The sequence below is a fragment of the Mycobacterium marseillense genome (genome assembly GCF_010731675.1).
Taxonomy (GTDB): domain Bacteria; phylum Actinomycetota; class Actinomycetes; order Mycobacteriales; family Mycobacteriaceae; genus Mycobacterium; species Mycobacterium marseillense.
Genome location: NZ_AP022584.1, coordinates 2,017,029 through 2,041,574 on the forward strand (window position 1 = coordinate 2,017,029; position 24,546 = coordinate 2,041,574).

Sequence of the window (24,546 nt, forward strand, 5' to 3'; positions counted from 1 at the left end):
GCGTCAATGCGCGGTGAGCCGGGAAGCCTGGTCGGCACTTCTACTTCCGACCCAGGAGCACGCCATGAGCATCGAGGCCGCCGCACCATCCACTCCCCGCGGACGTATCGTCGCAGTGTGCGCGCCGAGCAGATCGCCGAGGACTTCCCCGTCGTCAACATCGACGCGGACGCGCTGGAAGCCGCCCGGATGCTGGCCAAGCACCGGCTGCCCGGGCTGTTGGTCACCGACGGTTCGGGGCGCCCCTACGCGGTGCTGCCCGCCTCCCAGGTCGTCCGCTTCATCGTGCCGCGTTACGTGCAGGACGACCCGTCGCTGGCCGGCGTGCTCAACGAATCGACCGCCGACCGCTGCGCGGAAAAATTGAGCGGCAAGAAGGTGCGCGACGTGTTGCCCGACCATCTGGTCGACGTGCCCCCGGCCCACGCCGACGACACCATCATCGAAGTGGCCGCGCTCATGGCGCGACTGCGCAGCCCGCTCGTCGCGGTGGTCAAGGACGGCGGACTGGTCGGGGTGATCACGGCATCGCGGGTGCTCGCCGCCGCGCTGAAAACCTGATGCCCCAGGCACATCGATGAGCTTCATCGCGATCCTGGTCTTCGTGGTCGCCTATGTCCTGATCGCCAGCGACCGCGTCAACAAAACATTCGTGGCCCTCGCCGGCGCCGCGATCGTGGTCACCCTGCCGATCATCCGATCCGACGACGTCTTCTACTCGCACGAAACCGGAATCGATTGGGACGTCATCTTTTTGCTGCTCGGCATGATGATCATCGTCAGCGTGCTGCGGCAGACCGGCGTGTTCGAGTACGTGGCGATCTGGTCGGCCAAACGCGCCCGCGGCTCCCCGTTGCGCGTCATGATCCTGCTGGCCCTGGTGACCGCGATCGCCTCAGCCCTGCTCGACAACGTCACCACCGTGTTGCTGGTCGCCCCGGTGACGCTGTTGGTGTGCGAACGACTGGCGATCAACGCGGCGCCGTTTCTGATGGCCGAAGTGTTCGCATCGAATGTCGGCGGCGCGGCAACGTTGGTGGGCGATCCGCCCAACATCATCATCGCCAGCAGGGCCGGTCTGACGTTCAACGACTTTCTCGTTCATCTGGCGCCGATCGTGGTCATCGTCCTCGGCGTCCTGATGGTGTTGTTGCCGCGCCTTTTTCCCGGGGCGTTCAGCGTCGACCCCGATCGGGTTGCCGACGTGATGTCGCTGGAGGAAAAGGAGGCCATCCGCGACCCCCGGCTGCTCGTCACGTGCGGGATCGTCTTGCTGGCGGTGTTCACCGCGTTCATCGCGCACTCGCCGCTGCATATGGAACCCTCCATGGTGGCGCTGCTGGGCGCCGGGATCCTGGTCGTGGCGTCACGACTCAAGCCGTCCGATTACCTGTCCAGCGTGGAGTGGGACACGCTGCTGTTCTTCGCCGGCCTGTTCATCATGGTCGGCGCGCTGGTGAAGACGGGAGTCGTCAAAGAGCTTGCCCGCGTGCTGATCTCCGCCAGCGGAGGTAACACCTTGGCCGCGACGATGATCATTCTCGTCGCGTCGGCCGTCATCAGCGGGGTCGTGGACAACGTCCCCTACGCCGCGACGATGGCGCCGGTGGTGGCCGACCTGGTGCCCGCCCTGACCGATCACGCCAACCCGGGCGCCCTGTGGTGGTCACTCGCGCTGGGCACGGACTTCGGCGGCAACCTGACCGCCATCGGCGCCAGCGCCAACATCGTCATGCTCGGGATCGCCCACCGCTCCGACAACCCCATCTCCTTCTGGGAATTCACCCGCAAGGGCGCGCTCGTCACCGCCGTCACCATCGCGCTGGCGGCGCTGTATGTGTGGCTGCGGTATTTCGTGATGGGCTGAAACTCCGGTGTTCCGCAGAAACTCCACGGATTGCCCGTTTGACCGTCGAACGGTGGGGTGGTTTAGCGGACTCGTCCGGTGCTCAACGCCGTCTCCAGCCATCGGTCCAGACCGAGCATGTCGTCGGGACCGCCCCGCCAACAAAGGTGCGCGTCCGGTCGAACCAGCATCAGTTCCTCACCTTTGTAGCGCAGCACAGTCAAATGATCACCGAGCCGATTGCGAGCAGCCTCAGCGGCCATCACGTCGGCATCGTGCGGCGCGAGCAACCCCCAATGACCGCCCAGTTCGGCGTGTAGACGCGACGCTGCGCCGTCCTCGCGCACGCACGCCACATCACCGATCCGATCACCCGGCCTTGGCCTTCGGCCCCGGCCCCCGAGCGGTCCTTTGCGGTAACTCACCCACAGCTGTGACGCGGAGTAGGTTGCCAACCGCTGCACCGCTGCCAATCCGAGCAACCGCACAACGATCCGATCTCGCACAAACCGGCCAATAGGGTTGCTTACCACGTTGACTCGGGTCATCGCGCTGGTGCCGCGCAGCACCTCCCTTGCCAACGGGCGGCGCTCGGACTCGTAGCTATCCAGCAGTCGATCAGTCGCGCAACCACTGAGGACCAGAGCAAGCTTCCACGCCAGGTTCTCGGCATCGCCGATACCGGTGAGCATTCCCTGCCCTCCGAAGGGAGAGTGCGCGTGCGCCGCATCGCCGGCGAGCAGGATCCGGCCGCGACGGTAGGTATCGGCAAGCCGCCGATGCACCGTAAACTGCGAAAGCCACACTGCATCGCCGATGTGCGCGGGGCGCCGCGTTCGCTCCGGCAGGATCTGCCGAAGACGGTCGAGAATCGCGGTTTGGCTTGGCTTTTCGTCGAATCCCGGGTCGTAGGCGATTACCCGCCACAAGTCGTTGCGCCCGTGCGGACAGGGCATCGGCATCACGCCAATCAATCCCTCGGGGTGAATCCACCCGGTCGTGCCGCCACGGTCCAGGTCCCAATCAATGTGCACATCCGCCAGGAGAAAACGCTCGCTGAGTTTCACGCCCGGAAAGCCGATTGCCGCCAGGTCACGGGTGGCACTACCAGTGCCATCGCAGCCCACCACCCATCGCGCCCGCACGTCCTGATCGCCACTGAGCACCGCGGTGACACCCTCGCCTTCGGTCGTGACAGCTTTGAGCGACCGGTTCCATTCCGGAACACGGCCTAGCTCAGCCAACCGATTGCGCAGGGACTCCTCGACCTTGGCCTGCGACACCAGCATCGGCGGTGCGGCCGTGCGCAGCCCAGGATCACCGAACTGCAGCCGCATGACCGGTCGGTCGCCGAGGTAGGTCGTAATGCGCATCGCTCGTAGCGACTCCTCGGGCAGCGTCCCCAAGGCGCCTATCCGATCGAGCACCTCCGAGCCGCGGGCGTGCAGGAAATTGGCGCGCGACGTCACCGCCGGACCCGGCGCGCGATCGACCACACGCACGGAGACGCCGTGCAACAACAACCCACACGCCAACGTCAGGCCCGTAGGGCCTGCGCCGACCACAATGACGTCGACGGTGTCCACACAGGCAAAACTATGAGGCATCGAAACGCGCGTCAATTTCACGGATGCGTCACGAATTTCCGGGCACTAACGGTCAGCCGCCAGCAGCAGTCGTACCGCTAGCGTTGTTCGCGAGGAAGCGACTAAACAATGGCCAGGCGATCGCCAGGTTGTACACGACGCCGCCGAGCAGGTATGGCCACCACGTGCCGTGGTCGCTGGCGACCCAGAACGCCTTGGCGGCCCAGTAGGGCGGCAGGAGCCCGAAGGCCAGGTTCCAATGGGAGTCGATGAACCACGGGAGGCATGGCAATCCTGCGATGAGCATACCCAGGGCGCGCACGGCCGCGAGGCCCTGAATCTTGTTGCTGGCCATGGCCAGTATCAGCAGCAGGGTCACCACCGCGGACAGGCCGGCAAGTAATCCGATGGGGATCAAGGCGCCGATCAGGCTGGGCTCCAGGATCCCGCTGAACGACATCGTCGCGACCACGTAGATGGTGGTCACCCCCATCACCGTTGCGGCCCGGTAGCCGAAGAACAGCGACAGCGGAACCGGTGTCACCCGCAGCGCGGTCAGTGTGCCGGCGTCGACCTCGTCCAACACGAGGAACGCCGCCAACGCCCCGGCGATGATGATGCTGGTCAGCAGCAGGAATGCAGTCAGGATCAATGGGTAGTACGGTGCCAGGTCAAACCCGTTACGGCGCAACAACATCCTGGAGATCCGCGGCGTAAGCACGGCGACACCAGTGGTCCAGATGATCGGTGCAACCACGATCATCACCAGAAGCGGGTCGCGGTACGAACCGCGAACATCATTGCGGCCGAACGCCAACAGCGCTCGTACACCCGACATCACAAGCCTCCCGAGGGCGCGACAACGTAGTGGTCAAACATCGCCTTTGCCACCCGAAACAACCCCGCCAGGAACACCGTCGGGTACAGCACCGCATACCCAATCTGCCACGGCTGCAGCGCAACCTGCTCGAACGCGGCGCCAAACATCAGCAACGGTCCCTGTGTCGGGATGGCATACAACAGCGGAGTCGGCCACAAACCCGAGTAATTCAGCACTGGCAACGTCATCACTGCGAGCGGGATCGTCGCTGCCAGAAACCAGTCACTGATTGACGCGAACGGCAGCGAGGTGGTGAAACCTACCAGCAACATCAGCAGTGTCCCGAGCACGGCCCCGACCACCAAGGGCGGCACGGCGTATGCCGAACCAGAGGTCGTCGTCGCTACCACCACCGCAACCAGTAGCGAGATCAACACCAGCAGAGCGAGTTTCGCGGACAGATACTCCCAGAATCGCAACGGAGTGGAGATTACCGCACCCAGTGTGCGTTCCTGCTTCTCGAAGAACACCGTGCCCGCGATGAAGAAGAAACCGATGATCGAGATATCACCCGTCAGCACATAGGGTTCGGCGACGGGGCGCAGGCTTGCCGGCATCGGCAGCAGTACGGCTAGCCAGATCAGTCCCGAAAAGACAGCGGCGTGCAGGAACTTTTGCCGCACTTGCAGTGTAAGTTCCAGCCGCAACGCGCTCACGAGCCGGCTCACGACAGCCGCCGTCCAGTGGTCTCCACGAAGACGTCATCCAGCGAAGCTTCCTTGCTGTGAATGGTCTCGACGTGGTGATCACGCAGCACGGCGTGGAACGCAGGATCGTCCGCCAGCCCATCCATCGGAAAGTCGGCGGTGTCAAGCCGGCCGTTCTCGCCGCGGTACTCCACGCGTACCAGCCGCTGACCGCGCGCGATCTTCAGCTCTGTCGGGGTGTCCAGGGCGACGATTCTGCCGTCGACCACGAAGGCGACCCGGTCACACAGCTCATTGGCAGTGGCCATGTCGTGGGTGGTGAGGAAAACTGTGCAGCCGCGCGCCTTGAGGTCTAGCACCATGTTCTTGACCTTGCGCGCGTTCACCGGGTCCAGCCCTGACGTGGGCTCGTCGAGGAACAGCAGCTCCGGGTCGTTGATCAGCGCCCGGGCGAACGTCAGCCGCATCTGCATGCCCTTGGAATACTTGCCGACGCGCGTATTGGCGTCGTCGGTCAGCCCCACGGCCTCAAGCAGCTTCATCGGATCCAGCGTCACGACGTCGTACAGCGACGCGAAGAACCGCAGATTCTCGCACCCGGTCAGTTTCTGATAGTGGTTGGGCAGCTCGAAGGAGACGCCGACACGCTGGTAGTAGTCCGGTCCCCACGCCAGCGGATCCCTTCCCCAGACCGAAACCTCGCCACCGTGACCGCGCAGTAGGCCGATCAGGATCTTTTGGGTGGTCGATTTACCCGCGCCGCTGGGGCCCAGAAACCCGAAGATCTCGCCCCGGCCGACGGTGAACTCCATGCCCCGGACCGCGGGCTGCGATGCCTTCGGATATGTGAAGGTGAGGTCGCGGACGTGGATCACTTCGGTCGTGAGTTCCGTGGATGTGGCGACGACGGAGACGTTCTGCATGGAAATCGCCCAAACCCCTTTCGGGTCGAGGGCAGTGCACCAATCGTCGCACCGCACAGTCGGATGTCACATTTGCCGACCAGGCTTCCCGGCGCACCACAAGTTACTATACTGAATATTCAGAAATCTTTGAAGTCTCTGGAAGGGGTTGCCGTGGCCGCGGACCAAGGCGATGCGGCCGAACAGCTCGCGCTCGTACTGGTCAATCACGGGCTGCAACGCATGACCGCCCGGGTGCTGGCCACCCTGCTGTTCACCGAGCAGGCCAGCATGACGATGGGCGAGTTGGCCGAGCGGCTACAGGCCAGTTCGGGCGCGATCTCGGGCGCGCTCAAAATGCTCACCTCGGTGGGGCTGGCCGAGCGGGTGCCCGCCCCCGGCAGCAGACGGGATCACTACCGGCTGCGCGACGACGCCTGGGCGACGCTGTTCACCAACCAGAACGTCGTGATATCTGCCATGCAGAGCGCGGCCGACGTAGGGATCGCGGCGACCGGATCGGATAGCATTGCCGGGCAACGGCTCACACGGATGCGCGACTTCTACGCCTTCATGCTCGACGAGATCCCGGCGATGCTCGAACGCTGGCAGCAGCAGTCACCCGGCTAGGAGGGTCGTGTCAGCAGCGCGACGCATTCGGTGTGATGGGTCAGTGGGAACGCGTCGAATACCTTGATCTTCTCGACGGCATAGCCGTGGCCGACGTAGATCCCGATATCGCGCGCGAAAGATGCTGCCTCACAACCGATGTGCACCACCCTCGGGACATCGGCCGCGGCCAGCAGATCGATGATCTCGCGCCCGGCGCCCGCCCGGGGCGGATCCAGCACCGCCACATCAGCTTTTGAGGCGCGCCCCCGCTGCGCCTCCAGCGCGCGGCGCACCGAGTCCGTGACGATCTGCACCTGGGTGAGATCGGCCAGCGCGGTCCGGGCGGCCCGTGTCGACGCGCGCGAGGTATCCACGCTCAGCACCCGCCCCGAGGGACCCACGGCCTCGCCGAGCACGGCGGCGAAAACGCCTGCGCCACCGTAGAGGTCCCAGGCACTCATGCCGGAGCCGGCGGCCGCCCACTCGGCGACCAGGCCGCTGTAGGTCGCCGCGGCGTCGCGGTGCGCCTGCCAGAAGGCGGTCACCGGCACCTGCCAGGTGCGCCCCGCCACCCGCTGCACCGCCTCGTAGCGGCCCTCCATCACCTTGGTCGCAGTCCGCCTGCCCTGCCGCAGGGTGCGCACCACGTGGCGCGCGCCGTCGTCGTCGACGGCCACGTGCAGCTGGGCGGCCGCCGGCCACTCGGTCTGGGCGATCCCGTCGAGCATGCCGTCCGGCAGCTGCGCACAGCGCAGGTCGGTCACCAAATCGTCGCTGTGGTAACGGTGAAACCCCGGACGGCGGTCGGTCCCCACGTCGAGGCGAACGCGGGTGCGCCAGCCCGTGGGACCTGACGACAGCGATTCGGCCTCGCCGCTCCAGCGGTGCCCGCCCAGGCGCTCCAGCTGATTGGCCACGACCTCGGCCTTGAGCGCACGCGCCAGCTCGGGAGTGGCGAACGCCAGGTCGCAGCAGCCGGCGCCGTCGACGCCGGCGATCGGGCACAGCGACGCCGTACGGCCATCCGCCGGCTCGAGAACCTCGACAACCTCTGCGTGCCAATAGGATCCGCGATCCGCGGTCACCCGGACCCGCACCCGCTCACCGGGCAGTGCGTACCGGACGAACACCACCCGGCCCTCGTGATGCGCCACGCAGCTGCCACCGTTGGCCGGGGCGCCGGCGGTCAACGTCAGCTCCCCCATCGCGGGCGATGCCCCGCGCGGTGCGCGGGTCGATTCGCGGGTCAATCGAAAATACCCCGACGTGCGTCGCCCGGCGCCACGTGCGGCTGCAACGTCTTGCGCCGTTCCGACGAGCTGAGTTGCCACGGAACCGAAGTCACCATGACGCCGGGCATGAACAGCAACCGGCCCTTGAGCCGCAGCGCGCTCTGGTTATGCAGCACCTGCTCCCACCAGTGCCCCACCACATACTCGGGGATGAAGACCGTAACCACGGTGCGCGGCGACTCCTCCCGGGCCCGCTTCACGTATTCCAGTACGGGACGGGTGATTTCGCGATACGGCGAGGCGATGACCTTGAGGGGAACGCTGATATCGCTTTCCTCCCACTTGTGCACCAGCTCCCGGGTTTCCGCGTCGTCGACGCTGACCGTCACGGCCTCGAGGACGTCGGGACGGGTCGCCCTGGCGTAGGCCAGCGCGCGCAGCGTCGGCAGGTGCAACTTCGACACCAGCACCACGGCGTGGTTACGGCTGGGCAACACCACGTCCTCCTGGTCCTCCTCCTGCTTCGTCAATTCGCGGTTCACGGTGTTGTAGTGCCGGTGAATCATCTTCATGATGCCGAACACCAAGCTCATCGCGAACAGGGCGATCCACGCCCCGGCCACGAACTTGGTGACGAGCACCACCAGCAAAACCGTGCCGGTGGAAAGCAATCCGACCGTGTTGACCACCCGCGAGCGCATCATCTTGCGCCGCGCTCCCGGATCGGTCTCGGTGCGCAGCAACCGGGTCCAGTGCCGCACCATGCCGATCTGGCTCAGCGTGAACGAAATGAACACACCGACGATGTAGAGCTGGATCAGCGCGGTGACCTCGCCGCGGAACGCCACGATCGCCAGCACCGCCACGCCGGACAAAAACAGGATTCCGTTGGAGAACGCCAACCGGTCTCCGCGCGTGTGCAATTGGCGCGGAAGGTAGCTGTGCTGGGCCAGGATCGAACCGAGCACCGGGAACCCGTTGAACGCGGTGTTGGCCGCCAGCACCAGAATGAGTGCCGTCACCGTGGCGATCAGCAGGAACCCGACGTGAAAGTTGCCGAACACCGCCTGCGCCAGCTGGGCGACCAGAGTCTTCTGGTAGTAGCCCTTCGGTGCCCCGCTCAGCTGCGTCGCGGGATCCTCGACCAGCTGAACGCCGATCTTCTCGGCCAGCACGATGATGCCCATCAGCAGGGTGACCGCGATCGCGCCCAGCATCAGCAGCGTCGTCGCCGCGTTGCGCGACTTGGGTTTCTGAAATGCCGGCACCCCGTTGCTGATCGCCTCGACACCCGTGAGCGCCGCGCACCCCGAGGAAAACGACCGCGCCACCAAGAACGCCAGGGCGAAGCCGACGACCTGCCCGTGCTCGGCGTGCATCTGGAACCCGGCGGATTCCGCCCGCAACGGATCACCCAGCACGAAGATCCGGAACAGGCCCCAGCCGATCATCACGAGCACCCCGACGATGAACGCATAGGTCGGGATGGCGAACGCCACCCCCGATTCGCGCACCCCACGCAGGTTCAGCGCCATCACGAGCAGGATGGAGGCCACGCAGAAGAACACCTTGTGTTCGGCCACGATCGGGATGGCCGAGCCGATGTTCGCCATCGCCGAGGCCGTCGAAACCGCCACGGTCAGAACGTAATCCACCATCAGAGCGCTCGCCACGACCAGGCCCGCCGTCTCGCCGAGGTTGGTGGTGACCACCTCGTAGTCCCCGCCGCCGGACGGGTAGGCGTGGACGTTCTGGCGGTAGCTGGCCACCACCACCAACATGACCGCCGCCACGGCGAGCCCGATCCACGGCGTCAGCGCATACGCCGACACCCCCGCCACCGAGAGCATGAGGAAGACCTCCTCGGGCGCGTAGGCCACCGAGGACAACGCGTCGGAGGCGAACACCGGCAAGGCGATCCGCTTGGGCAGCAGCGTGTGGCTGAGCCGGTCGCTGCGAAACGGCCGACCGATAAGCAACCGACGAGTGGCGGTTGAAAGTTTGGACACGAGAGCCAAGAGTAAGCCCAGACGGGTTTGACGGTAGCGTTCGTGGACGAGAATGTTCGCCGACCGAAACGGCTTGCCCACGTGCGTTGCCGACGAAGGGCGCAGGACGCGGCCGAGAGGACCAGCAAGTGCGAGTAGTAGTGATGGGCTGCGGCCGTGTCGGCTCCTCGGTCGCCGACGGGCTGTCCCGCATCGGTCACGACGTGGCGGTCATCGACCGCGACAGCACGGCCTTCAACCGGCTCAGCCCCGAATACGCCGGCGAGCGCGTCCTGGGGCAGGGATTCGACCGAGATGTACTGCTGAGGGCCGGTATCGAAGAGGCGGACGCGTTCGCCGCGGTGTCTTCCGGTGACAACTCCAATATCATCTCGGCGCGCCTGGCGCGGGAGACGTTCGGCGTCAAGCGGGTCGTGGCGCGCATCTACGACGCCAAGCGCGCCGAGGTCTACGAGCGCCTGGGCATCCCGACCATCGCGACCGTGCCCTGGACCACCGATCGCCTGCTCAATGCGCTGCTGCGGGAGACCGAGACGGCCAAGTGGCGCGACCCGACCGGCACGGTCGCCGTCTCCGAGGTGGTCCTGCACGAGGACTGGATCGGTCACCGGGTCACCGATCTCGAGCAGGCCACCGGCGCCCGGGTGGCCTTCCTGATCCGATTCGGGGCCGGCGTCCTGCCCGAGCCCAAGTCGGTGATCCAGGCCGGCGACCAGGTCTATGTCGCGGCGATATCCGGCCGCGCCGCCGAGGCGGTGGCCATCGCCGCGCTACCGCCGAGCGAAGACCTGTGATGAATTCGAGGGACAGGCTTTGAGGAGACGGCGCATATGAAGGTAGCGGTTGCCGGTGCCGGTGCGGTCGGTCGCTCGGTCACGCGGGAACTGATCGGCAACGGCCACGACGTGACGTTGATCGAGCGCAACCCCGACCACGTCGACGTCGACGCCATCCCGGCCGCGCACTGGCGCCTGGGCGACGCGTGCGAGTTGACGCTGCTGGAATCGGTGCACATGCAGGAGTTCGACGTGGTCGTCGCCGCCACCGGCGACGACAAGGCCAACGTCGTGCTAAGCCTCTTGGCCAAAACCGAATTCGCGGTGCCCCGCGTAGTGGCCCGGGTCAACGACCCGCGCAACGAGTGGCTGTTCACCGACGCCTGGGGCGTCGACGTCGCGGTGTCGACGCCGCGCATGCTGGCGTCGCTCATCGAGGAGGCCGTCGCCGTCGGTGATCTCGTGCGGCTGATGGAGTTCCGCAAGGGGCAGGCCAACCTCGTCGAGATCACCCTGCCCGACGACACGCCGTGGGGCGGCAAGCCGGTGCGCAAACTGCAGCTGCCGCGCGACACCTCGCTGGTGACGATCCTGCGCGGCCCGCGGGTCATCGTGCCCGAGGAGGACGAGCCGCTGGAGGGCGGCGACGAGCTGCTCTTCGTGGCGGTCGCCGAGGCCGAAGAGGAGTTGCAGAAGCTGCTGTTGGGCTAATCGCCCACCGTGCGGGGCGCCAGTTCGGCCCCCGCGGCGATGGCGCGCTGGGCCGACTTGATCGCCGCGTAGGTCGCCAGCGCGGCCAGCACGGTCAGCGGCCAGCCCATCCCGATCCGCGCCGCCGCGAGCCACCCGGTGCGATCGGCGTCGTAGAGCAGCCCCTGGACCACGAAGCGGGCGGCGAACACCAGCACCCAGCCCACCGACGCGATGTCGAACGCCAGGACGGCCCGGGGAACGCTGCGCCAGGCGTCGCCGCGCCCGCTGGCCCAGCTCCACGCGTAGCCCACCAGCGGCCGCCGGATCAGCACCGACGCCGCCACGACCACCGCCCACACCAGCGACATCCAGATGCCCAGCAGGAAATAGCCCTTGGACTCCCCCAGCACGTAGGCGATCAGCGCGCACAGCGCCACCCCGAAGAACCCGGAGAACGCGGGTTGCGGGGAATCCCGCCGAATCAGCCGCCACACCAGGACCAGCGCGGCGACCCCCAGCGCGGCCGCGATGGCCGGGACGAGCCCCGACACGCTCGAGGCGATGACGAAGACGATCACCGGGAGCGAGGAGTAGATGACGCCGCTGACACCGCCCGCCTGCGCCAGCAGGCGCTCGGGACTGATGCGGCTAGCGGTTTGTTCCGATGTGCCCGGCTCCCGGCCGGGCGGGGTTGGCCCGCCGAAGCCTTCTGGGACGGTCACCGTTGAATTTCGTAGTGCGGGTTGTAGATCGCCTTGGTTCCGTTCTCGAGCTTGCCGAGGCGACCCCGCACGCGCAGGGTGCGGCCCGAGTCGATGCCGGGGATGCGGCGCTGGCCCAGCCACACGAGCGTGACGGTGTCGCTGCCGTCGAACAATTCGGCGCGCACTCCACCGGCGCAGGCCCTGCCGTTGCATTCCACGCTGCGCAGCGTGCCGACCATCGTGACCTCCTGGCCACGCTCGCAATCGATAGCCCGTTGCGCTCCGGTGCTTGCGACTTCGTCGGACAGTTCCTCAGAGTCGCGCTGCTCCGGATCCTCTGTCAACCGACGGGTCAGCCGGCGCAGATACCCTTGGGCCCCCATGGCCACTCCTGACAATGCTGATAAGCCTCGACGCTTCCATTTATGCCAACGGACACCGTAGACCTCTTGGTTCCCCAGCGCCAACCGACTCAAACGTGATGTTGGACCGCAGGTCAACGCCGTGCACTATCGAGGGGTGGTGGTCGATCTGAACCGCGTCACGACGGTGTTGTTGCCCGGCACCGGCTCCGATGACGACTACGTTCACCGGGCGTTCTCGCGCCCGATCGCCGAGGTTGGGGGCGTGCTGGTGACCCCGGCGCCGCGCCCCGACCAGCTGGTCGACGGCTACCTGGCGGCCCTGGATGCCGCGGCGCGCGAAGGCCCGATCGCCGTCGGCGGCGTGTCGATCGGAGCGGCGGTGGCGGCGGCGTGGGCGCTGGCCCATCCGGACCGGACGGTCGCGGTGCTGGCCGCGCTGCCGGCGTGGGCGGGCGCGCCGGGTGAGGCGCCGGCCGCCCTCGCGGCGCGGTATTCGGCCTCCCAATTGCGCGCCGACGGCCTGGCGGCGACGACCATCCAGATGCGGGCGTCCAGCCCGCCGTGGCTGGCCGACGAGCTGACCCGATCGTGGGGCGCCCAGTGGCCGCACCTGCCGGACGCCATGGAAGAGGCGGCCGCCTACGTCGCGCCGAGCTGCGACGAGTTGGCCGGGCTGGCCTCGCCGCTGGCGGTGGCGGCCGCGGTCGACGATCCGATCCATCCGCTGCAGGCCGGTGTCGACTGGGTCGCCGCGGCGCCGCGCGCGGCGCTGCGCATGGTGACGCTGGATGAGATCGGGGCGGATCCCGCCGCGCTGGGCGCGGCCTGCCTGCAGGCGCTGGCCGAGCTGAGCTAGCCGGCCCGCTCGGAGCTCAGCCGCCGGTGGTGGTGCGCAGCTGTTGCATCGCCGACCCGTCGGCGCTGCGGCGCGCGGCGGGCTCGTCGGCAGGGGGCTGCTGCTCCTCGGCTTGCTGCGCCTCCGCTTGTGGTGAGGCCTGTTGCGCCGCGGCGGCCTCGCGCAGCTGTTGCGCCATCGGCTCGGGCAGCTGCACGGCCAGCGGTGTGCGCACCGGAAGGGGTGTGTCGCCGCGGCGAACCACGGTGTCCGCCAACGCCGCTCGCGCCTCCTGCTCGAGCGCCTCCATCGTCTCGTGGGCGCCGTTGATGACGCAGCGGATCATCCAGCGGTATCCGTCGACACCGATGAAGCGCACCACGCCGGTGGCGGTGCCGACCACTTCGCGCCCCCACGGCCCGTCCTTGATGCTGACCTGGGCCGAGTCATTGCGCAGCGACTCGGCGAGCTCGCCGGCGACCTCACGCCACAGCCCGCCCGTCTTGGGCGCCGCGTAGGCGGCGATGGTGAAGCGTCCGTTGGGCGTGACGACCCAGACCGCGCTCGGGACACCGGTTTCGGTCAGCTCGACCTGCAACTGGCCGGCCTCGGGCATGGGGATCAGCACCGAGCCCAGGTCGAGCCGGGCCAGCTCGGCGACGGCGGGGTCGTCGAAGTCCTCGATGTCGAACGGGCCCTCGAGTTCCTCGGCGGCGGGCTCGTCGGCACCGGGCATCACGGCCCCGTCCGGCTGCGCGTCCGCGGCGGGGACGCCGTCGTCCTTGCGTGAGCGTTTACCGAATGCAGCCATCAGCGCCGCTCCTTTTCATCGCTTCGCCCTGCTCGCCGGCGCATCACAGACTCGCGTGTCCGCCGGAGGAACCGTGACCACCGTCGCCACGGGACGTGTCGGCCAGCCCGGCCTCGTCGAACGACGAGACCTCGACCAGCTCCACCAACTCGACCCGCTGCACCAACAGCTGCGCGATGCGGTCGCCGCGATGCACCACGATCGGCTCGGCCGGATCGAGGTTGATCAGCGCGACCTTGATTTCGCCGCGGTAGCCGGCGTCGATGGTACCGGGACTGTTGACGATCGAAAGCCCAACGCGCGCAGCCAATCCCGACCGAGGGTGCACCAGGCCGACCATGCCGAACGGGATGGCGACCGCTACGCCCGTGCGCACCAGGGCGCGCCGCCCGGGCTCGAGTTTGACGTCTTCGGCGCTGTAGAGGTCGATCCCCGCGTCGCCTTCGTGGGCGCGGGCGGGCAGCGGAAGCTCGGGGTCAAGGCGGACGATGGCCAGACTGGTCGACACGGGGCCACAGACTACCCTTGACTGCGTGTCCGATACGCGCGTCGCGCCGCACAACGTGCGGTATCGCGAACGATTGTGGGTCCCGTGGTGGTGGTGGCCGCCGGCCCTCGCGCTCGCCGGCATCATCGCGTTCGAGTTCAACATGGGCGTCACCCGCCACTCCTCCTGGTGGCCGTACGCCACGCTGTTCGCGGTGGCGGCCGCGGCGCTGTTGTGGCTGGGCCGCGTCGAGATCCGGGTCACCGCCAACCCGTCCGTGCCCGGGGAAGTGGAACTGTGGGCGGGCCACGCGCACCTGCCGGTCACCGCGATCGCCCGCTCCGCACCGGTAGCGCCGTCGGCCAAGTCCGCGGCGTTGGGCCGCCAACTCGACCCGGCCGCCTACGTGCTGCACCGGGCATGGGTGGCGCCGATGATCCTGGTCGTCCTCGACGACCCGGACGACCCGACGCCGTACTGGCTGGTGAGCTGTCGTCACCCCGATCGGGTGCTGTCGGCCCTGACAAGGTAAGGGCAGCTATCAGGCCGCGCAGTCGGTACAGATCATCACGCCGTTCTTCTCGCTGGCCAGCCGACTGCGGTGTTGCACCAGAAAGCAACTCGAGCAGGTGAACTCGTCAGCCTGCTTCGGAACGACACGGACCGAGAGTTCTTCACCGGACAGGTCGGCACCGGGCAGTTCAAAATTCTCAGCGGATTCAGATTCGTCGACATCGACGACAGCCGAGGCCGCCTCGTTCCGTCGCGCTTTGAGCTCCTCCAGCGAGTCCTCCGAAACGTCGTCCGTTTCGGTACGCCGTGGAGCGTCGTAGTCGGTAGGCATATCTATTCCCCTGCCCTATTGCCTCTGCTTGCCTCTGCATGCCCTCGTAAATCTCAAGCATCGCTTTGTACCAGCGTCGAACGCATCCACCAAATGATTCGTGCCCGTATCGCGGCCCATTAAGGTGTGATTTACGTCACAGCACCATTTTCACCCTTGCGCTCGCTTCTGAACAGTGGGTTTGTGGTGCGGTTAGAGTGCAGCTGTGGTCACACAAATCACCGAGGGTACTGCCTTTGACAAGCATGGTCGGCCCTTCCGGCGGCGCAACCCCAAGCCCGCAGTCGTCGTGGTGATTTTCCTCGCAGTGGCCACCGCCGTCATCTGGACCGTGGCCCTGACGCGGCCCGCCAAGGTGCACGAGGCGGCGGTGTGCAATCCCCCGCCGCAGCCGACCGGTTCGGCGTCGGCCCAACTCGGTGAGCAGGTGTCGCGCAGCGCCATGATGGACGTCGCGCCCGCCAAGCTCGCCGACACCAAGGTCCGCGTCCTCAATGCCAGCGGCCGGGGCGGGCAGGCCGGCGACGTCGCCGGGGCGATGAAAGACCTCGGCTTCGCGCAGCCGACCGCCGCCAACGACCCGCTGTATGCGGGCACCCGGCTCGCCTGCCAAGGCCAAATCCGTTTCGGCACCGCCGGACAGGCCACCGCCGCGGCGGTGTGGCTGGTGGCGCCGTGCACCGAACTGTTCAACGACAGCCGCGCCGACGACTCCGTCGACCTCGCCCTGGGAACCGACTTCAGCGCCTTGGCCCACAACGACGACATCGACGCCGTGCTCGCCACCCTGCGGCCCGGCGCCAGCGAGCCGTCAGATCCCACGCTGCTGGCCAAGATTCACGCCAGCAGCTGCTGAGGCCGTCAATCCAGGATCGGGTCCAGGCCGTTGAACCGCTCCAGGACGGCCAGCAGCTCGTCGGCGATCCCGGGGGCGGCGGCCAGCACCAATCCCGCCCCGGCGGCGTCGTGCGCGGGCAGCACCACCCTGGCCCCCGCCTCGGCGGCGATCAGCGCCCCCGCGGCGCGGTCCCACACCTTCAGGCCGTGCTCGTAGTAGGCGTCCAGCCGGCCCGAGGCCACCATGCACAGATCCAGCGCCGCCGAGCCGATGCGCCGAACATCGCGGACCACCGGCAGCATGCGCGCCAACAGCGCCGCCTGCGCCGCGCGGCGCTGCCGCGAATAGCCGAAACCGGTGCCCAGCAACGCCATCGACACGTCCTCGACCGCCGCGCACTGCAACGGCTGGGTCCCCTGGCCGTCGGTGACGTGCGCGCCGAGGCCGCTGGCCGCCGAGTACACCCGGTCGCCCACGACGTCGGCGACCGCCCCGGCCACCGACTCCCCGTTGACCTGTGCGGCGACCGACACCGCGTAGGCGGGGACGCCGTAGACGAAGTTCACTGTGCCGTCGATGGGATCGAGCACCCAGGTCACCGAGCCGGCCGGCGTGGCCGCCGGGTCGGTCGGGCCGCCGCCCTCCTCGCCGAGAATGGGGTCCCCAGGCCGTAATTCGGCCAGCCGGTCCCGCAACAGGCGCTCGGTCTCGGTGTCGACCACCGTCACCGGATCGGTCGGGCTGCTCTTGGTCCGCACCGCGCCGCTGTCCGGGCCTGCCACGCCGGCAGCCTCGGCGCCGAACACCTCGGCGCGCCGGCGCCGCACGAACGCGGCGGCCTCCGTGGCCACGGTTTCGGCCACCGAACGCAGCCGCACGAGCTCCTCATCGGAATGGGTCACCGGTCTATCGGACCACAGTCGCCGGGGGCGCGCAGACACCGCGGGCTCCCCGCGGCGCGGCGTTAAGGTGAGCGGACAGCCTTCGTCACGCCGAGGAGATTCGATGACCAGCACCGACTCGACCACGGACACGCCCGGCACCGCACCGGCCGACGGCGCGCCACAGCGCCGCGGCTTCGGCATCGACGTCGGGGGCAGCGGCATCAAGGGCGGCATCGTCGACATGGACACCGGGCTGTTGATCGGCGAGCGGGTCAAACTGCTGACCCCGCAACCCGCGACGCCGTCGGCGGTCGCCAAGACCATCGCCGCCGTCGTCAACGAATTCGGCTGGACCGGGCCCCTCGGGGTGACCTATCCCGGGGTGGTCACGCACGGCGTCGCGCAGACCGCGGCCAACGTGGACAAGTCCTGGATCGGCGCCAACGCCCGCGACATCATCAGCGCCGAGCTCAACGGCCAGGACGTCACGGTCCTCAACGACGCCGACGCGGCCGGCCTGGCCGAGGAGCACTACGGGGCGGGCAGAAACCAGACTGGTCTGGTGATTCTGCTGACCTTCGGCACCGGCATCGGCTCGGCGGTCATCCACAACGGCACGCTGATCCCCAACACCGAGTTCGGGCACTTGGAGGTCGGCGGCAAGGAAGCCGAGCAACGCGCGGCCTCCTCGGTGAAGGAAAAGAAGGGCTGGTCCTACGAAAAATGGACCAAACACGTGACCGAGGTGCTGGTGAGCATCGAGAACGCGATGTGGCCGGATTTGTTCATCGCCGGGGGCGGCATCAGCCGCAAGGCCGACAAATGGCTGCCGCTGCTCGAAAACCGCACCCCGGTGGTGGCCGCCGCCCTGCTCAACACCGCCGGGATCGTCGGCGCGGCGATGGCCGCCACCTCGGACGTGACCCACTGAATTTCGCCCGGCAGAGCTGTAGTACCGCGCACTGTCGTTACAATGGTGATCGGCGAACGCCCAACCGATAGCGTGCGACTACGCACGCTGATACCAACGCCGACATCGACATAGCAGACACTTTCGGTTAACCATGCCCACTACCCACCGAAGGTGAGCCCAAACGAAGGGGTGTAAGTGGCAGCGACCAAGGCAAGCCCGGCAACCGATGGGCCGGTGAAACGCACCGCCACGAAGTCTCCGTCGTCCCCCGCCAAGCGTCCGGCGGCCAAGGCCGCCAATGGCTCCGCGCCCGCCAAGCGGGCCGCCAAGACCGCCTCGCGGTCCACCAAATCCGACGCAGCCGAACCCGCCAAGAAGGCCCGCGCCAAGGGAGCCGAGGCCAAGGGGCGCGGCACCAAGGCGGCCAAGGGCGGACCCGCGGATCCCGACGCGCTCGATTCCGACGGCGCCGTCGAGGATCTCGACAACGAGCCCGACCTCGAGGGCGAGCCCGGCGAAGACCTCGACATCGACAGCGACCTGAGCCTCGACGACCTCGAGGACGACGTAGCGACCGACGGCGAAGACTCCGACAGCGCATCGGCCGACTCCGACGAGAGTGACGACGAGGAGAAGCCCGCTCCCGCGGCGACCACCGAGGTCGCGGCCGAAGAGGACGACGAGATCGCCGAGCCCACCGAAAAGGACAAGGCCTCCGGCGATTTCGTCTGGGACGAGGACGAATCCGAGGCGCTGCGCCAGGCCCGCAAGGACGCCGAGCTCACCGCCTCCGCCGACTCGGTTCGCGCGTACCTCAAGCAGATCGGTAAGGTCGCGCTGCTCAACGCCGAGGAAGAGGTCGAGCTGGCCAAGCGCATCGAGGCCGGCCTTTATGCCACGCAGCTCATGACCGAGCTGACCGAGCGCGGCGACAAACTGCCTGCCGCCCAGCGCCGCGACATGCAGTGGATCTGCCGCGACGGCGACCGGGCCAAAAACCATCTGCTCGAGGCCAACCTGCGGCTGGTGGTGTCGCTGGCCAAGCGCTACACGGGCCGCGGGATGGCGTTCCTCGACCTCATCCAGGAAGGCAACCTGGGTCTGATCCGCGCGGTCGAGAAGTTCGACTACACCAAGGGCTACAAGTTCTCCACGTACGCCACGTGGTGGATCCGTCAGGCCATCACCCGGGCCATGGCCGACCAGGCCCGCACCATCCGCATCCCGGTGCACATGGTCGAGGTGATCAACAAGCTGGGCCGCATCCAGCGCGAGCTGCTGCAGGACCTGGGCCGCGAGCCCACGCCCGAAGAGCTGGCCAAGGAAATGGACATCACGCCCGAGAAGGTGCTCGAGATCCAGCAATACGCGCGTGAGCCGATCTCGCTGGACCAGACCATCGGCGACGAGGGCGACAGCCAGCTGGGCGATTTCATCGAGGACAGCGAAGCCGTGGTGGCCGTCGACGCCGTGTCGTTCACCCTGCTGCAGGACCAGTTGCAGTCGGTGCTCGAGACGCTGTCCGAGCGCGAGGCCGGTGTGGTGCGCCTGCGGTTCGGTCTCACCGACGGCCAGCCGCGCACCCTGGACGAGATCGGGCAGGTGTACGGGGTGACCCGTGAGCGCATCCGCCAGATCGAGTCCAAGACGATGTCGAAGTTGCGCCACCCCAGCCGTTCGCAGGTGCTGCGCGACTACCTCGACTAATCCGGTCGGTCGTTCGCGAGAACGATTGGCGCACAAGCTGTTTTGCGGCGCGCTGAACGCAGGCCGGCCAAACGGCCGCTGCGGCGGGGAAATTCGGCTGCGCCGACGGCGCCGGCGTCGTACGGTGAGGCGCATGCCAGCACACCGTCACGTGGTCCTCTCCGGATCCGACTTCGAATCGGTGGTCGGTTACTCGCGCGCGGTGCGGGTCGGTCCGCATGTGTGGGTGGCCGGGACAACCGGCACCGGGCCCGCCGGTGACATCGCCGCCCAGGCGCGAGATGCGTTGCGGCGCATCGACATCGCGTTGCAACAGGCCGGCGCGTCACTCACCGACGTGGTGCGCACGCGCATCTACGTCACCGATGTCTCGCGCTGGCGCGAGGTGGGGGCCGTGCACGAGGAGGTGTTCGGCGCGATCCGTCCCGCGGCCACCATGGTCGAGGTCTCGGCGCTGATCGCGCCCGAGTTGCTGGTGGAGATCGAGGCCGACGCCTACGTCGACTCCACCGGCGGACCTTGAGCCGGGCCGATCGGCGCGAAGCCGCCGTCGGGGTCCGGAGGGTAGGCGGTGACCCGGGTCACCGCCGCGACCGGCAGGGTGCCGTACAGGTGCGGGAACAACATCGACTCCGGATCGGTTGCCACTCCCGGCTCCCAGCGCACCGGTGCGTCGAGCCGGCCCGGGTCGATGTGCAACAGCACCAGGTCGCGCCGGCCCCGGTAGAGCCGGTTGGCGGGCAGGTGGACCTGCCGGGGCGACGACAGATGGATGAAGTCGCCGCCGTCGGCGGGGCTGATCGCGCCGTCACGGCGGGCCTGCGCCCACTGCTCGGCCCCGCACAGGTGCACCAGCACGTCGGCAGCGAACGTCACGACCGCCACCTTAGAGACCGTCCAAACCAAACCTGACCAGGTCGTGAGAAACGACACACCCGATAACGATCGGGGAACAAGGCGAAAACGCCATACGTCTGAGAAAGTGAATGTACGAGAACGGAGAAGCCATGAATGCAACTCTGACGAGTCCTGAACTGACACGGGCCGACCGCTGCGACCGCTGCGGTGCCGCGGCTCGTGTACGCGCCAAGCTGCCTTCCGGCCTCGAGCTTCTCTTCTGCCAGCACCACGCCAACGAGCATGAGGCCAAGCTGACCGAGCTGGACGCCGTGCTGGAGGTCAGCGGAAGCTAGGCCGGCTCCCCCGAACTCGCCCGTCGCCAATGTGGGCAGCGCGCGCGATCTTCGGTAATGCTGGACTGGTATGAGCGATCAGGTCGCAAAACCGTCGCGCCACCACATTTGGCGAATCACCCTGAGGGCGCTGTCCAAGAGCTGGGACGACTCAATCTTTTCCGAGTCGGCTCAGGCGGGTTTTTGGTCCGCGTTGTCACTGCCGCCGTTGCTGCTCGGGATGCTGGGCACCATGGCCTACGTGGCGCCGCTGTTCGGTCCGGACATGCTGCCCAACATCCTGCGGCAGCTCATTTCGACCGCACACAGCGTGTTCTCCCCCAGCGTGGTCAACGAGATCATCGAGCCGACGGTCCGCGACATCGCCAACAACGCCCGCGGCGAGGTGGTGTCGTTGGGTTTCATCATCTCGCTGTGGGCGGGGTCGTCGGCCATCTCGGCGTTCGTCGACTCCGTCGTCGAGGCCCATGACCAGACGCCGTTGCGCCACCCGGTGCGGCAGCGCTTTTTCGCGCTGTTTCTCTACGTCGTGATGCTGGTGGTCGTGGTGGCGACGGCGCCGCTGGTGGTGGTGGGCCCGCGCAAGGTGGAAGAGCATATCCCGCTCGGCCTGTCCAACATGCTGCGCTACGGCTACTACCCGGCGCTGATCATCGGCCTCACGCTCGGGGTGATGATCCTGTACCGGGTCGCACTGCCCGAACCGCTGCCGTCCCACCGGCTGATCCTCGGCGCGATGCTGGCGACCACGGTGTTCGTCACCGCGACGCTGGGCCTGCGGTTCTACCTGCGCTGGATCACCAGCACCGGCTACACCTACGGCGCGCTGTCCACCCCGATCGCTTTCCTGCTGTTCGCGTTCTTCGGCGGCTTCGCGATCATGCTCGGCGCCGAACTCAACGCGGCCGTCCAGGAGGAATTTCCCGCGCCCACCACGCACGCCCACCGGGTGCGCAACTGGTTGTTCTCGCGTTCGCCCGCCCTGAAGCGGACGGTGGAGACGCTGGCCAGCCCGATCGCGAATCCCGCGACACAACAACGCGATACCGCGCCGGCGAAGCCGCCCGGGTGATCAGCCCTTCTTGAGCCGGTCGTAGATCTGCTTGCACTCGGGGCAGACGGGCGAGCCCGGCTTGGCCGCCTTGGTGACGGGGAACACCTCGCCGCACAACGCCACGACGTGGTTGCCCATCACCGCGCTCTCGGCGATCTTGTCCTTCTTGACGTAGTGGAAATACTTGGGTGTGTCGCTGTCGGTCCCGTCGTCGACGCGTTCGTCGGTCTCGGTGCGCTCGATCGTCTGGGTCTGCATACCAGACATTCTTGCACTGCCCGGTGCGCTGCCCAGCTGACCCGAAACCGGCCAAGCCGGATTCGTCCAGGTGTGGGACAGTGGAGAAATGAAGCACGGCTCCGACGCGGGGTTCGACGGCAGCTTCGATGACTTCGCCGGCAACAAAGGCCGCCCGGTACTGATCACCGCGGCCGAGCCCTCCTATGAGGAACAGCATCGCGCGCGGGTCCGTAAATACCTGACCCTGATGGCTTTCCGGATTCCGGCGCTGATTCTCGCCGCGCTCGCCTACGGCGCGTGGCACAACGGCCTGATTTCTCTGGCGATCGTGGCGGTGTCGATTCCCCTGCCCTGGATGGCCGTGCTGATCGCCAACGACCGGCCGCCGCGCCGCCCCGACGAGCCCCGCCGGTTCGACAACGCTCGCCGGCGCACCCCTCTGTTCCCCCGGCCCGAACGCCCGGCGCTCGAGGCTCCGCGACACCCCGAGCCGGGGTGGCCGCCCGACGCGCGGGGCGGAATCAACGACGGCTAGCCGTCGTTGCCGTTAGGTGCCGTCGCGGCGCACTTCTCAGGACATTCTCAGGTCTTCGGCACATTTGTGCACGTCAAGACGTGTGAGATGGGGAACCGCTGGGAACTCTGAAACCTGATCGGTCGTTGAACTCGATGACAGTACAAGCCGAACGGGAGGTCGCTATGGCGAACGCCAGCACGAGCAGATTTGACGGCGATCTGGATGCTCAGAGCCCCGCGGCGGATCTAGTGCGCGTGTATTTGAACGGGATCGGCAAGACGGCGTTGCTGAACGCGGCGGGGGAAGTTGAACTCGCGAAGCGCATCGAAGCGGGGCTCTATGCCGAGCACCTGCTCGAAACGCGTAAGCGCCTCGGGGAGAACCGTAAACGCGATCTAGAGGCCGTGGTGCGCGATGGTAAGGCCGCACGCCGTCACCTGCTGGAAGCGAACCTGCGCCTGGTGGTGTCGCTGGCCAAGCGGTACACGGGTCGCGGGATGCCGCTGTTGGACCTGATCCAGGAGGGCAACCTCGGGCTGATTCGCGCGATGGAAAAGTTCGACTACACAAAGGGATTCAAGTTCTCGACCTACGCGACGTGGTGGATCCGTCAGGCCATCACCCGCGGCATGGCCGACCAGAGCCGCACCATCCGGCTGCCCGTCCACCTGGTGGAACAGGTCAACAAGCTGGCGCGGATCAAGCGGGAGATGCACCAGAACCTGGGTCGCGAGGCCACCGATGAGGAACTGGCCGCCGAGTCCGGCATCCCGGTCGAGAAGATCAACGACCTGCTCGAGCACAGCCGCGACCCGGTGAGCCTGGACATGCCGGTCGGCTCCGAAGAAGAAGCCCCGCTGGGTGATTTCATCGAGGACGCCGAAGCGATGTCAGCCGAGAACGCGGTGATCGCCGAGTTGTTGCACACCGACATCCGCAGCGTGCTCGCCACGCTCGACGAGCGCGAGCACCAGGTCATCCGGCTGCGGTTCGGCCTCGACGACGGCCAGCCCCGCACGCTGGACCAGATCGGCAAGCTGTTCGGGCTGTCCCGTGAGCGGGTCCGCCAGATCGAGCGGGACGTAATGTCCAAACTCCGCAACGGGGAGCGCGCCGACAGGCTACGGTCGTACGCGAGCTGACAACTCACTCAGACTAGGTAGCAAGACGGTATGCCCGCCGCGTCAGCGGCGGGCATACTGCTTGCCTGGGAGGCGTTACACCCATTCATGCAGCTGGCCAAGTAGACTCAGCGTCGATGGAAGGTGCTGAATGAACGACCTGGTTGACACCACCGAGATGTACCTGCGGACCATCTACGACCTCGAAGAAGAGGGCGTAACGCCGCTACGTGCCCGAATCGCCGAGCGCCTCGATCAGAGCGGGCCGACTGTCAGCCAAACCGTGTCCCGGATGGAGCGCGACGGGTTGCTTCACGTGGCCGGTGACCGCCACCTCGAGCTCACCGACAAAGGCCGCGCGCTGGCCGTGGCCGTCATGCGCAAGCACCGCCTCGCCGAGCGACTGCTGGTCGACGTCATCGGCGTGCCCTGGGAAGAAGTGCACGCCGAGGCGTGCCGCTGGGAGCACGTGATGAGCGAGGAAGTCGAGCGGCGTTTGGTCAAGGTGCTCAACCACCCCACCACGTCGCCCTTCGGCAACCCGATCCCCGGGCTTCTGGACCTGGGCGTCGGCCCCGAGTCCGGCGCCGAGGAGGCCAACCTCGTCCGGCTGACCGAGCTGCCGCCCGGCTCCCCGGTGGCCGTGGTGGTCCGGCAACTGACCGAACACGTCCAGGGCGACACCGACCTGATCACCCGCCTCAAGGACGCCGGTGTGGTCCCCAACGCGCGGGTGACCGTCGAGACCGGCCCCGCCGGCGTGACCATCGTCATCCCGGGCCACGAAAACGTCACCCTCCCCCACGAGATGGCCCACGCGGTCAAGGTCGAAAAGGTCTGACCCACCACC

Annotated in this window: 30 protein-coding genes; 16 read left to right on the forward strand and 14 right to left on the reverse strand. The window is 67.4% G+C overall.

What is annotated here, in order from left to right; translation table 11 throughout:
• Positions 1-117 precede the first annotated feature (117 nt).
• Together G6N26_RS08870 and G6N26_RS08875 are read left to right on the forward strand one after the other, a co-directional pair.
• Positions 118-561, forward strand: a complete 444-nt coding sequence (locus G6N26_RS08870) for a CBS domain-containing protein (RefSeq protein ID WP_067168094.1) — start codon at positions 118-120, stop codon at positions 559-561.
• A 16-nt stretch (positions 562-577) separates the two neighbouring features.
• Positions 578-1,867 (forward strand): ArsB/NhaD family transporter, encoded by a 1,290-nt coding sequence (locus G6N26_RS08875; protein ID WP_083017321.1) that lies wholly within the window; start codon positions 578-580, stop codon positions 1,865-1,867.
• Between the two features lie 62 nt (positions 1,868-1,929).
• On the opposite strand, the gene G6N26_RS08880 is transcribed toward G6N26_RS08875, so the two are convergent.
• The 4 genes from G6N26_RS08880 to G6N26_RS08895 all read right to left on the reverse strand — a co-directional run bounded on the left by G6N26_RS08880 (position 1,930) and on the right by G6N26_RS08895 (position 5,882).
• The gene (locus G6N26_RS08880; RefSeq protein ID WP_232067552.1) at positions 1,930-3,432 is read right to left on the reverse strand and encodes an FAD-dependent monooxygenase; all 1,503 of its coding nucleotides are present in this window, start codon (positions 3,430-3,432) and stop codon (positions 1,930-1,932) included.
• A gap of 73 nt (positions 3,433-3,505) precedes the next feature.
• Positions 3,506-4,270, reverse strand: coding sequence for a fluoroquinolone transporter permease (locus G6N26_RS08885; protein ID WP_083017325.1), 765 nt, complete (start codon positions 4,268-4,270; stop codon positions 3,506-3,508).
• The gene (locus tag G6N26_RS08890; RefSeq protein WP_083017327.1) at positions 4,270-4,980 is read right to left on the reverse strand and encodes a fluoroquinolone export ABC transporter permease subunit; all 711 of its coding nucleotides are present in this window, start codon (positions 4,978-4,980) and stop codon (positions 4,270-4,272) included. The genes G6N26_RS08885 and G6N26_RS08890 overlap by 1 nt, the downstream gene beginning before the upstream one ends.
• Positions 4,977-5,882 carry an ABC transporter ATP-binding protein gene (locus G6N26_RS08895; RefSeq protein WP_083017329.1) on the reverse strand — a complete coding sequence of 302 codons (906 nt, stop codon included), beginning with the start codon at positions 5,880-5,882 and terminating at the stop codon, positions 4,977-4,979. The genes G6N26_RS08890 and G6N26_RS08895 overlap by 4 nt, the downstream gene beginning before the upstream one ends.
• Before the next feature lie 222 nt (positions 5,883-6,104).
• Between G6N26_RS08895 and G6N26_RS08900 the strand changes: the two genes are divergently transcribed.
• Complete coding sequence (locus G6N26_RS08900; RefSeq protein ID WP_145013325.1) at positions 6,105-6,491, forward strand: GbsR/MarR family transcriptional regulator; 387 nt, start codon at positions 6,105-6,107, stop codon at positions 6,489-6,491.
• Here G6N26_RS08900 and G6N26_RS08905 read toward each other — a convergent pair.
• A complete protein-coding gene (locus G6N26_RS08905; RefSeq protein WP_083017333.1) occupies positions 6,488-7,678 on the reverse strand; it encodes a class I SAM-dependent RNA methyltransferase in 1,191 nt (396 codons plus the stop codon). The genes G6N26_RS08900 and G6N26_RS08905 overlap by 4 nt on opposite strands.
• A 41-nt stretch (positions 7,679-7,719) precedes the next feature.
• A complete protein-coding gene (locus tag G6N26_RS08910; RefSeq protein WP_083017439.1) occupies positions 7,720-9,714 on the reverse strand; it encodes an APC family permease in 1,995 nt (664 codons plus the stop codon).
• A 128-nt stretch (positions 9,715-9,842) separates the two neighbouring features.
• Here G6N26_RS08910 and G6N26_RS08915 point away from each other — a divergent pair, with 128 nt between their 5' ends.
• Both G6N26_RS08915 and G6N26_RS08920 read left to right on the forward strand, forming a co-directional pair.
• Entirely contained in the window at positions 9,843-10,508 is a 666-nt protein-coding gene (locus G6N26_RS08915) for a potassium channel family protein (RefSeq protein ID WP_008258523.1), read from the forward strand.
• A 36-nt stretch (positions 10,509-10,544) separates the two neighbouring features.
• Positions 10,545-11,201 carry a potassium channel family protein gene (locus tag G6N26_RS08920; protein ID WP_067176702.1) on the forward strand — a complete coding sequence of 219 codons (657 nt, stop codon included), beginning with the start codon at positions 10,545-10,547 and terminating at the stop codon, positions 11,199-11,201.
• On the opposite strand, the gene G6N26_RS08925 is transcribed toward G6N26_RS08920, so the two are convergent.
• Together G6N26_RS08925 and G6N26_RS08930 are read right to left on the reverse strand one after the other, a co-directional pair.
• Positions 11,198-11,827: a DUF3159 domain-containing protein gene (locus G6N26_RS08925; protein ID WP_179960357.1), complete on the reverse strand. Its 630-nt coding sequence runs from the start codon at positions 11,825-11,827 to the stop codon at positions 11,198-11,200. The genes G6N26_RS08920 and G6N26_RS08925 overlap by 4 nt on opposite strands.
• A 74-nt stretch (positions 11,828-11,901) precedes the next feature.
• Positions 11,902-12,270, reverse strand: a complete 369-nt coding sequence (locus G6N26_RS08930) for an OB-fold nucleic acid binding domain-containing protein (protein WP_003875251.1) — start codon at positions 12,268-12,270, stop codon at positions 11,902-11,904.
• Between the two features lie 136 nt (positions 12,271-12,406).
• Between G6N26_RS08930 and G6N26_RS08935 the strand changes: the two genes are divergently transcribed.
• Positions 12,407-13,108 carry a hypothetical protein gene (locus G6N26_RS08935; protein ID WP_083017337.1) on the forward strand — a complete coding sequence of 234 codons (702 nt, stop codon included), beginning with the start codon at positions 12,407-12,409 and terminating at the stop codon, positions 13,106-13,108.
• Between the two features lie 16 nt (positions 13,109-13,124).
• Here G6N26_RS08935 and G6N26_RS08940 read toward each other — a convergent pair whose 3' ends face one another.
• Positions 13,125-13,898: a DUF3710 domain-containing protein gene (locus tag G6N26_RS08940; RefSeq protein WP_083017339.1), complete on the reverse strand. Its 774-nt coding sequence runs from the start codon at positions 13,896-13,898 to the stop codon at positions 13,125-13,127.
• A 43-nt stretch (positions 13,899-13,941) separates the two neighbouring features.
• Positions 13,942-14,406, reverse strand: coding sequence for a dUTP diphosphatase (gene dut, locus G6N26_RS08945; protein WP_067176693.1), 465 nt, complete (start codon positions 14,404-14,406; stop codon positions 13,942-13,944).
• A gap of 25 nt (positions 14,407-14,431) precedes the next feature.
• Between dut and G6N26_RS08950 the strand changes: the two genes are divergently transcribed.
• Complete coding sequence (locus G6N26_RS08950) at positions 14,432-14,917, forward strand: DUF3093 domain-containing protein (RefSeq protein ID WP_067176691.1); 486 nt, start codon at positions 14,432-14,434, stop codon at positions 14,915-14,917.
• A gap of 9 nt (positions 14,918-14,926) precedes the next feature.
• On the opposite strand, the gene G6N26_RS08955 is transcribed toward G6N26_RS08950, so the two are convergent.
• On the reverse strand, positions 14,927-15,229 hold the full coding sequence (locus tag G6N26_RS08955) for a DUF4193 domain-containing protein (RefSeq protein WP_008258544.1): 303 nt from the start codon (positions 15,227-15,229) through the stop codon (positions 14,927-14,929).
• A gap of 205 nt (positions 15,230-15,434) precedes the next feature.
• Here G6N26_RS08955 and cei point away from each other — a divergent pair, with 205 nt between their 5' ends.
• Complete coding sequence (gene cei / locus G6N26_RS08960) at positions 15,435-16,085, forward strand: envelope integrity protein Cei (RefSeq protein ID WP_067176688.1); 651 nt, start codon at positions 15,435-15,437, stop codon at positions 16,083-16,085.
• 5 nt (positions 16,086-16,090) lie between these two features.
• Here the strand turns inward: cei and G6N26_RS08965 are convergent, their stop codons facing one another.
• Positions 16,091-16,969 carry an inositol monophosphatase family protein gene (locus G6N26_RS08965; RefSeq protein ID WP_083017341.1) on the reverse strand — a complete coding sequence of 293 codons (879 nt, stop codon included), beginning with the start codon at positions 16,967-16,969 and terminating at the stop codon, positions 16,091-16,093.
• Positions 16,970-17,072: 103 nt separating this feature from the next.
• Here G6N26_RS08965 and ppgK point away from each other — a divergent pair, with 103 nt between their 5' ends.
• From ppgK to G6N26_RS08980, 3 genes are all read left to right on the forward strand, one after another.
• Positions 17,073-17,882 (forward strand): polyphosphate--glucose phosphotransferase, encoded by an 810-nt coding sequence (gene ppgK / locus G6N26_RS08970; protein WP_083017343.1) that lies wholly within the window; start codon positions 17,073-17,075, stop codon positions 17,880-17,882.
• A gap of 177 nt (positions 17,883-18,059) precedes the next feature.
• Positions 18,060-19,571, forward strand: a complete 1,512-nt coding sequence (locus G6N26_RS08975) for an RNA polymerase sigma factor (RefSeq protein WP_139799121.1) — start codon at positions 18,060-18,062, stop codon at positions 19,569-19,571.
• A 133-nt stretch (positions 19,572-19,704) separates the two neighbouring features.
• Positions 19,705-20,094 (forward strand): RidA family protein, encoded by a 390-nt coding sequence (locus G6N26_RS08980; protein WP_083017347.1) that lies wholly within the window; start codon positions 19,705-19,707, stop codon positions 20,092-20,094.
• Here G6N26_RS08980 and G6N26_RS08985 read toward each other — a convergent pair.
• Positions 20,067-20,456, reverse strand: a complete 390-nt coding sequence (locus tag G6N26_RS08985; RefSeq protein ID WP_083017349.1) for a DUF952 domain-containing protein — start codon at positions 20,454-20,456, stop codon at positions 20,067-20,069. The two genes, G6N26_RS08980 and G6N26_RS08985, sit on opposite strands and share 28 nt — an antisense overlap.
• Before the next feature lie 122 nt (positions 20,457-20,578).
• Here G6N26_RS08985 and G6N26_RS08990 point away from each other — a divergent pair, with 122 nt between their 5' ends.
• Together G6N26_RS08990 and G6N26_RS08995 are read left to right on the forward strand one after the other, a co-directional pair.
• Entirely contained in the window at positions 20,579-20,764 is a 186-nt protein-coding gene (locus tag G6N26_RS08990; protein ID WP_008258551.1) for a DUF7455 domain-containing protein, read from the forward strand.
• 70 nt (positions 20,765-20,834) lie between these two features.
• Positions 20,835-21,836: a YihY/virulence factor BrkB family protein gene (locus tag G6N26_RS08995; RefSeq protein WP_083017351.1), complete on the forward strand. Its 1,002-nt coding sequence runs from the start codon at positions 20,835-20,837 to the stop codon at positions 21,834-21,836.
• Here the strand turns inward: G6N26_RS08995 and G6N26_RS09000 are convergent, their stop codons facing one another.
• Positions 21,837-22,076, reverse strand: coding sequence for a DUF3039 domain-containing protein (locus tag G6N26_RS09000; RefSeq protein WP_067176667.1), 240 nt, complete (start codon positions 22,074-22,076; stop codon positions 21,837-21,839).
• Between the two features lie 70 nt (positions 22,077-22,146).
• Here G6N26_RS09000 and G6N26_RS09005 point away from each other — a divergent pair, with 70 nt between their 5' ends.
• The 3 genes from G6N26_RS09005 to G6N26_RS09015 all read left to right on the forward strand — a co-directional run bounded on the left by G6N26_RS09005 (position 22,147) and on the right by G6N26_RS09015 (position 24,537).
• Positions 22,147-22,593 (forward strand): DUF3099 domain-containing protein, encoded by a 447-nt coding sequence (locus G6N26_RS09005; protein ID WP_139799122.1) that lies wholly within the window; start codon positions 22,147-22,149, stop codon positions 22,591-22,593.
• Between the two features lie 134 nt (positions 22,594-22,727).
• Positions 22,728-23,717, forward strand: a complete 990-nt coding sequence (gene sigB / locus G6N26_RS09010) for a sigma-70 family RNA polymerase sigma factor SigB (RefSeq protein WP_082991580.1) — start codon at positions 22,728-22,730, stop codon at positions 23,715-23,717.
• 130 nt (positions 23,718-23,847) lie between these two features.
• The gene (locus tag G6N26_RS09015) at positions 23,848-24,537 is read left to right on the forward strand and encodes a metal-dependent transcriptional regulator (protein ID WP_067176657.1); all 690 of its coding nucleotides are present in this window, start codon (positions 23,848-23,850) and stop codon (positions 24,535-24,537) included.
• Positions 24,538-24,546 lie beyond the last annotated feature (9 nt).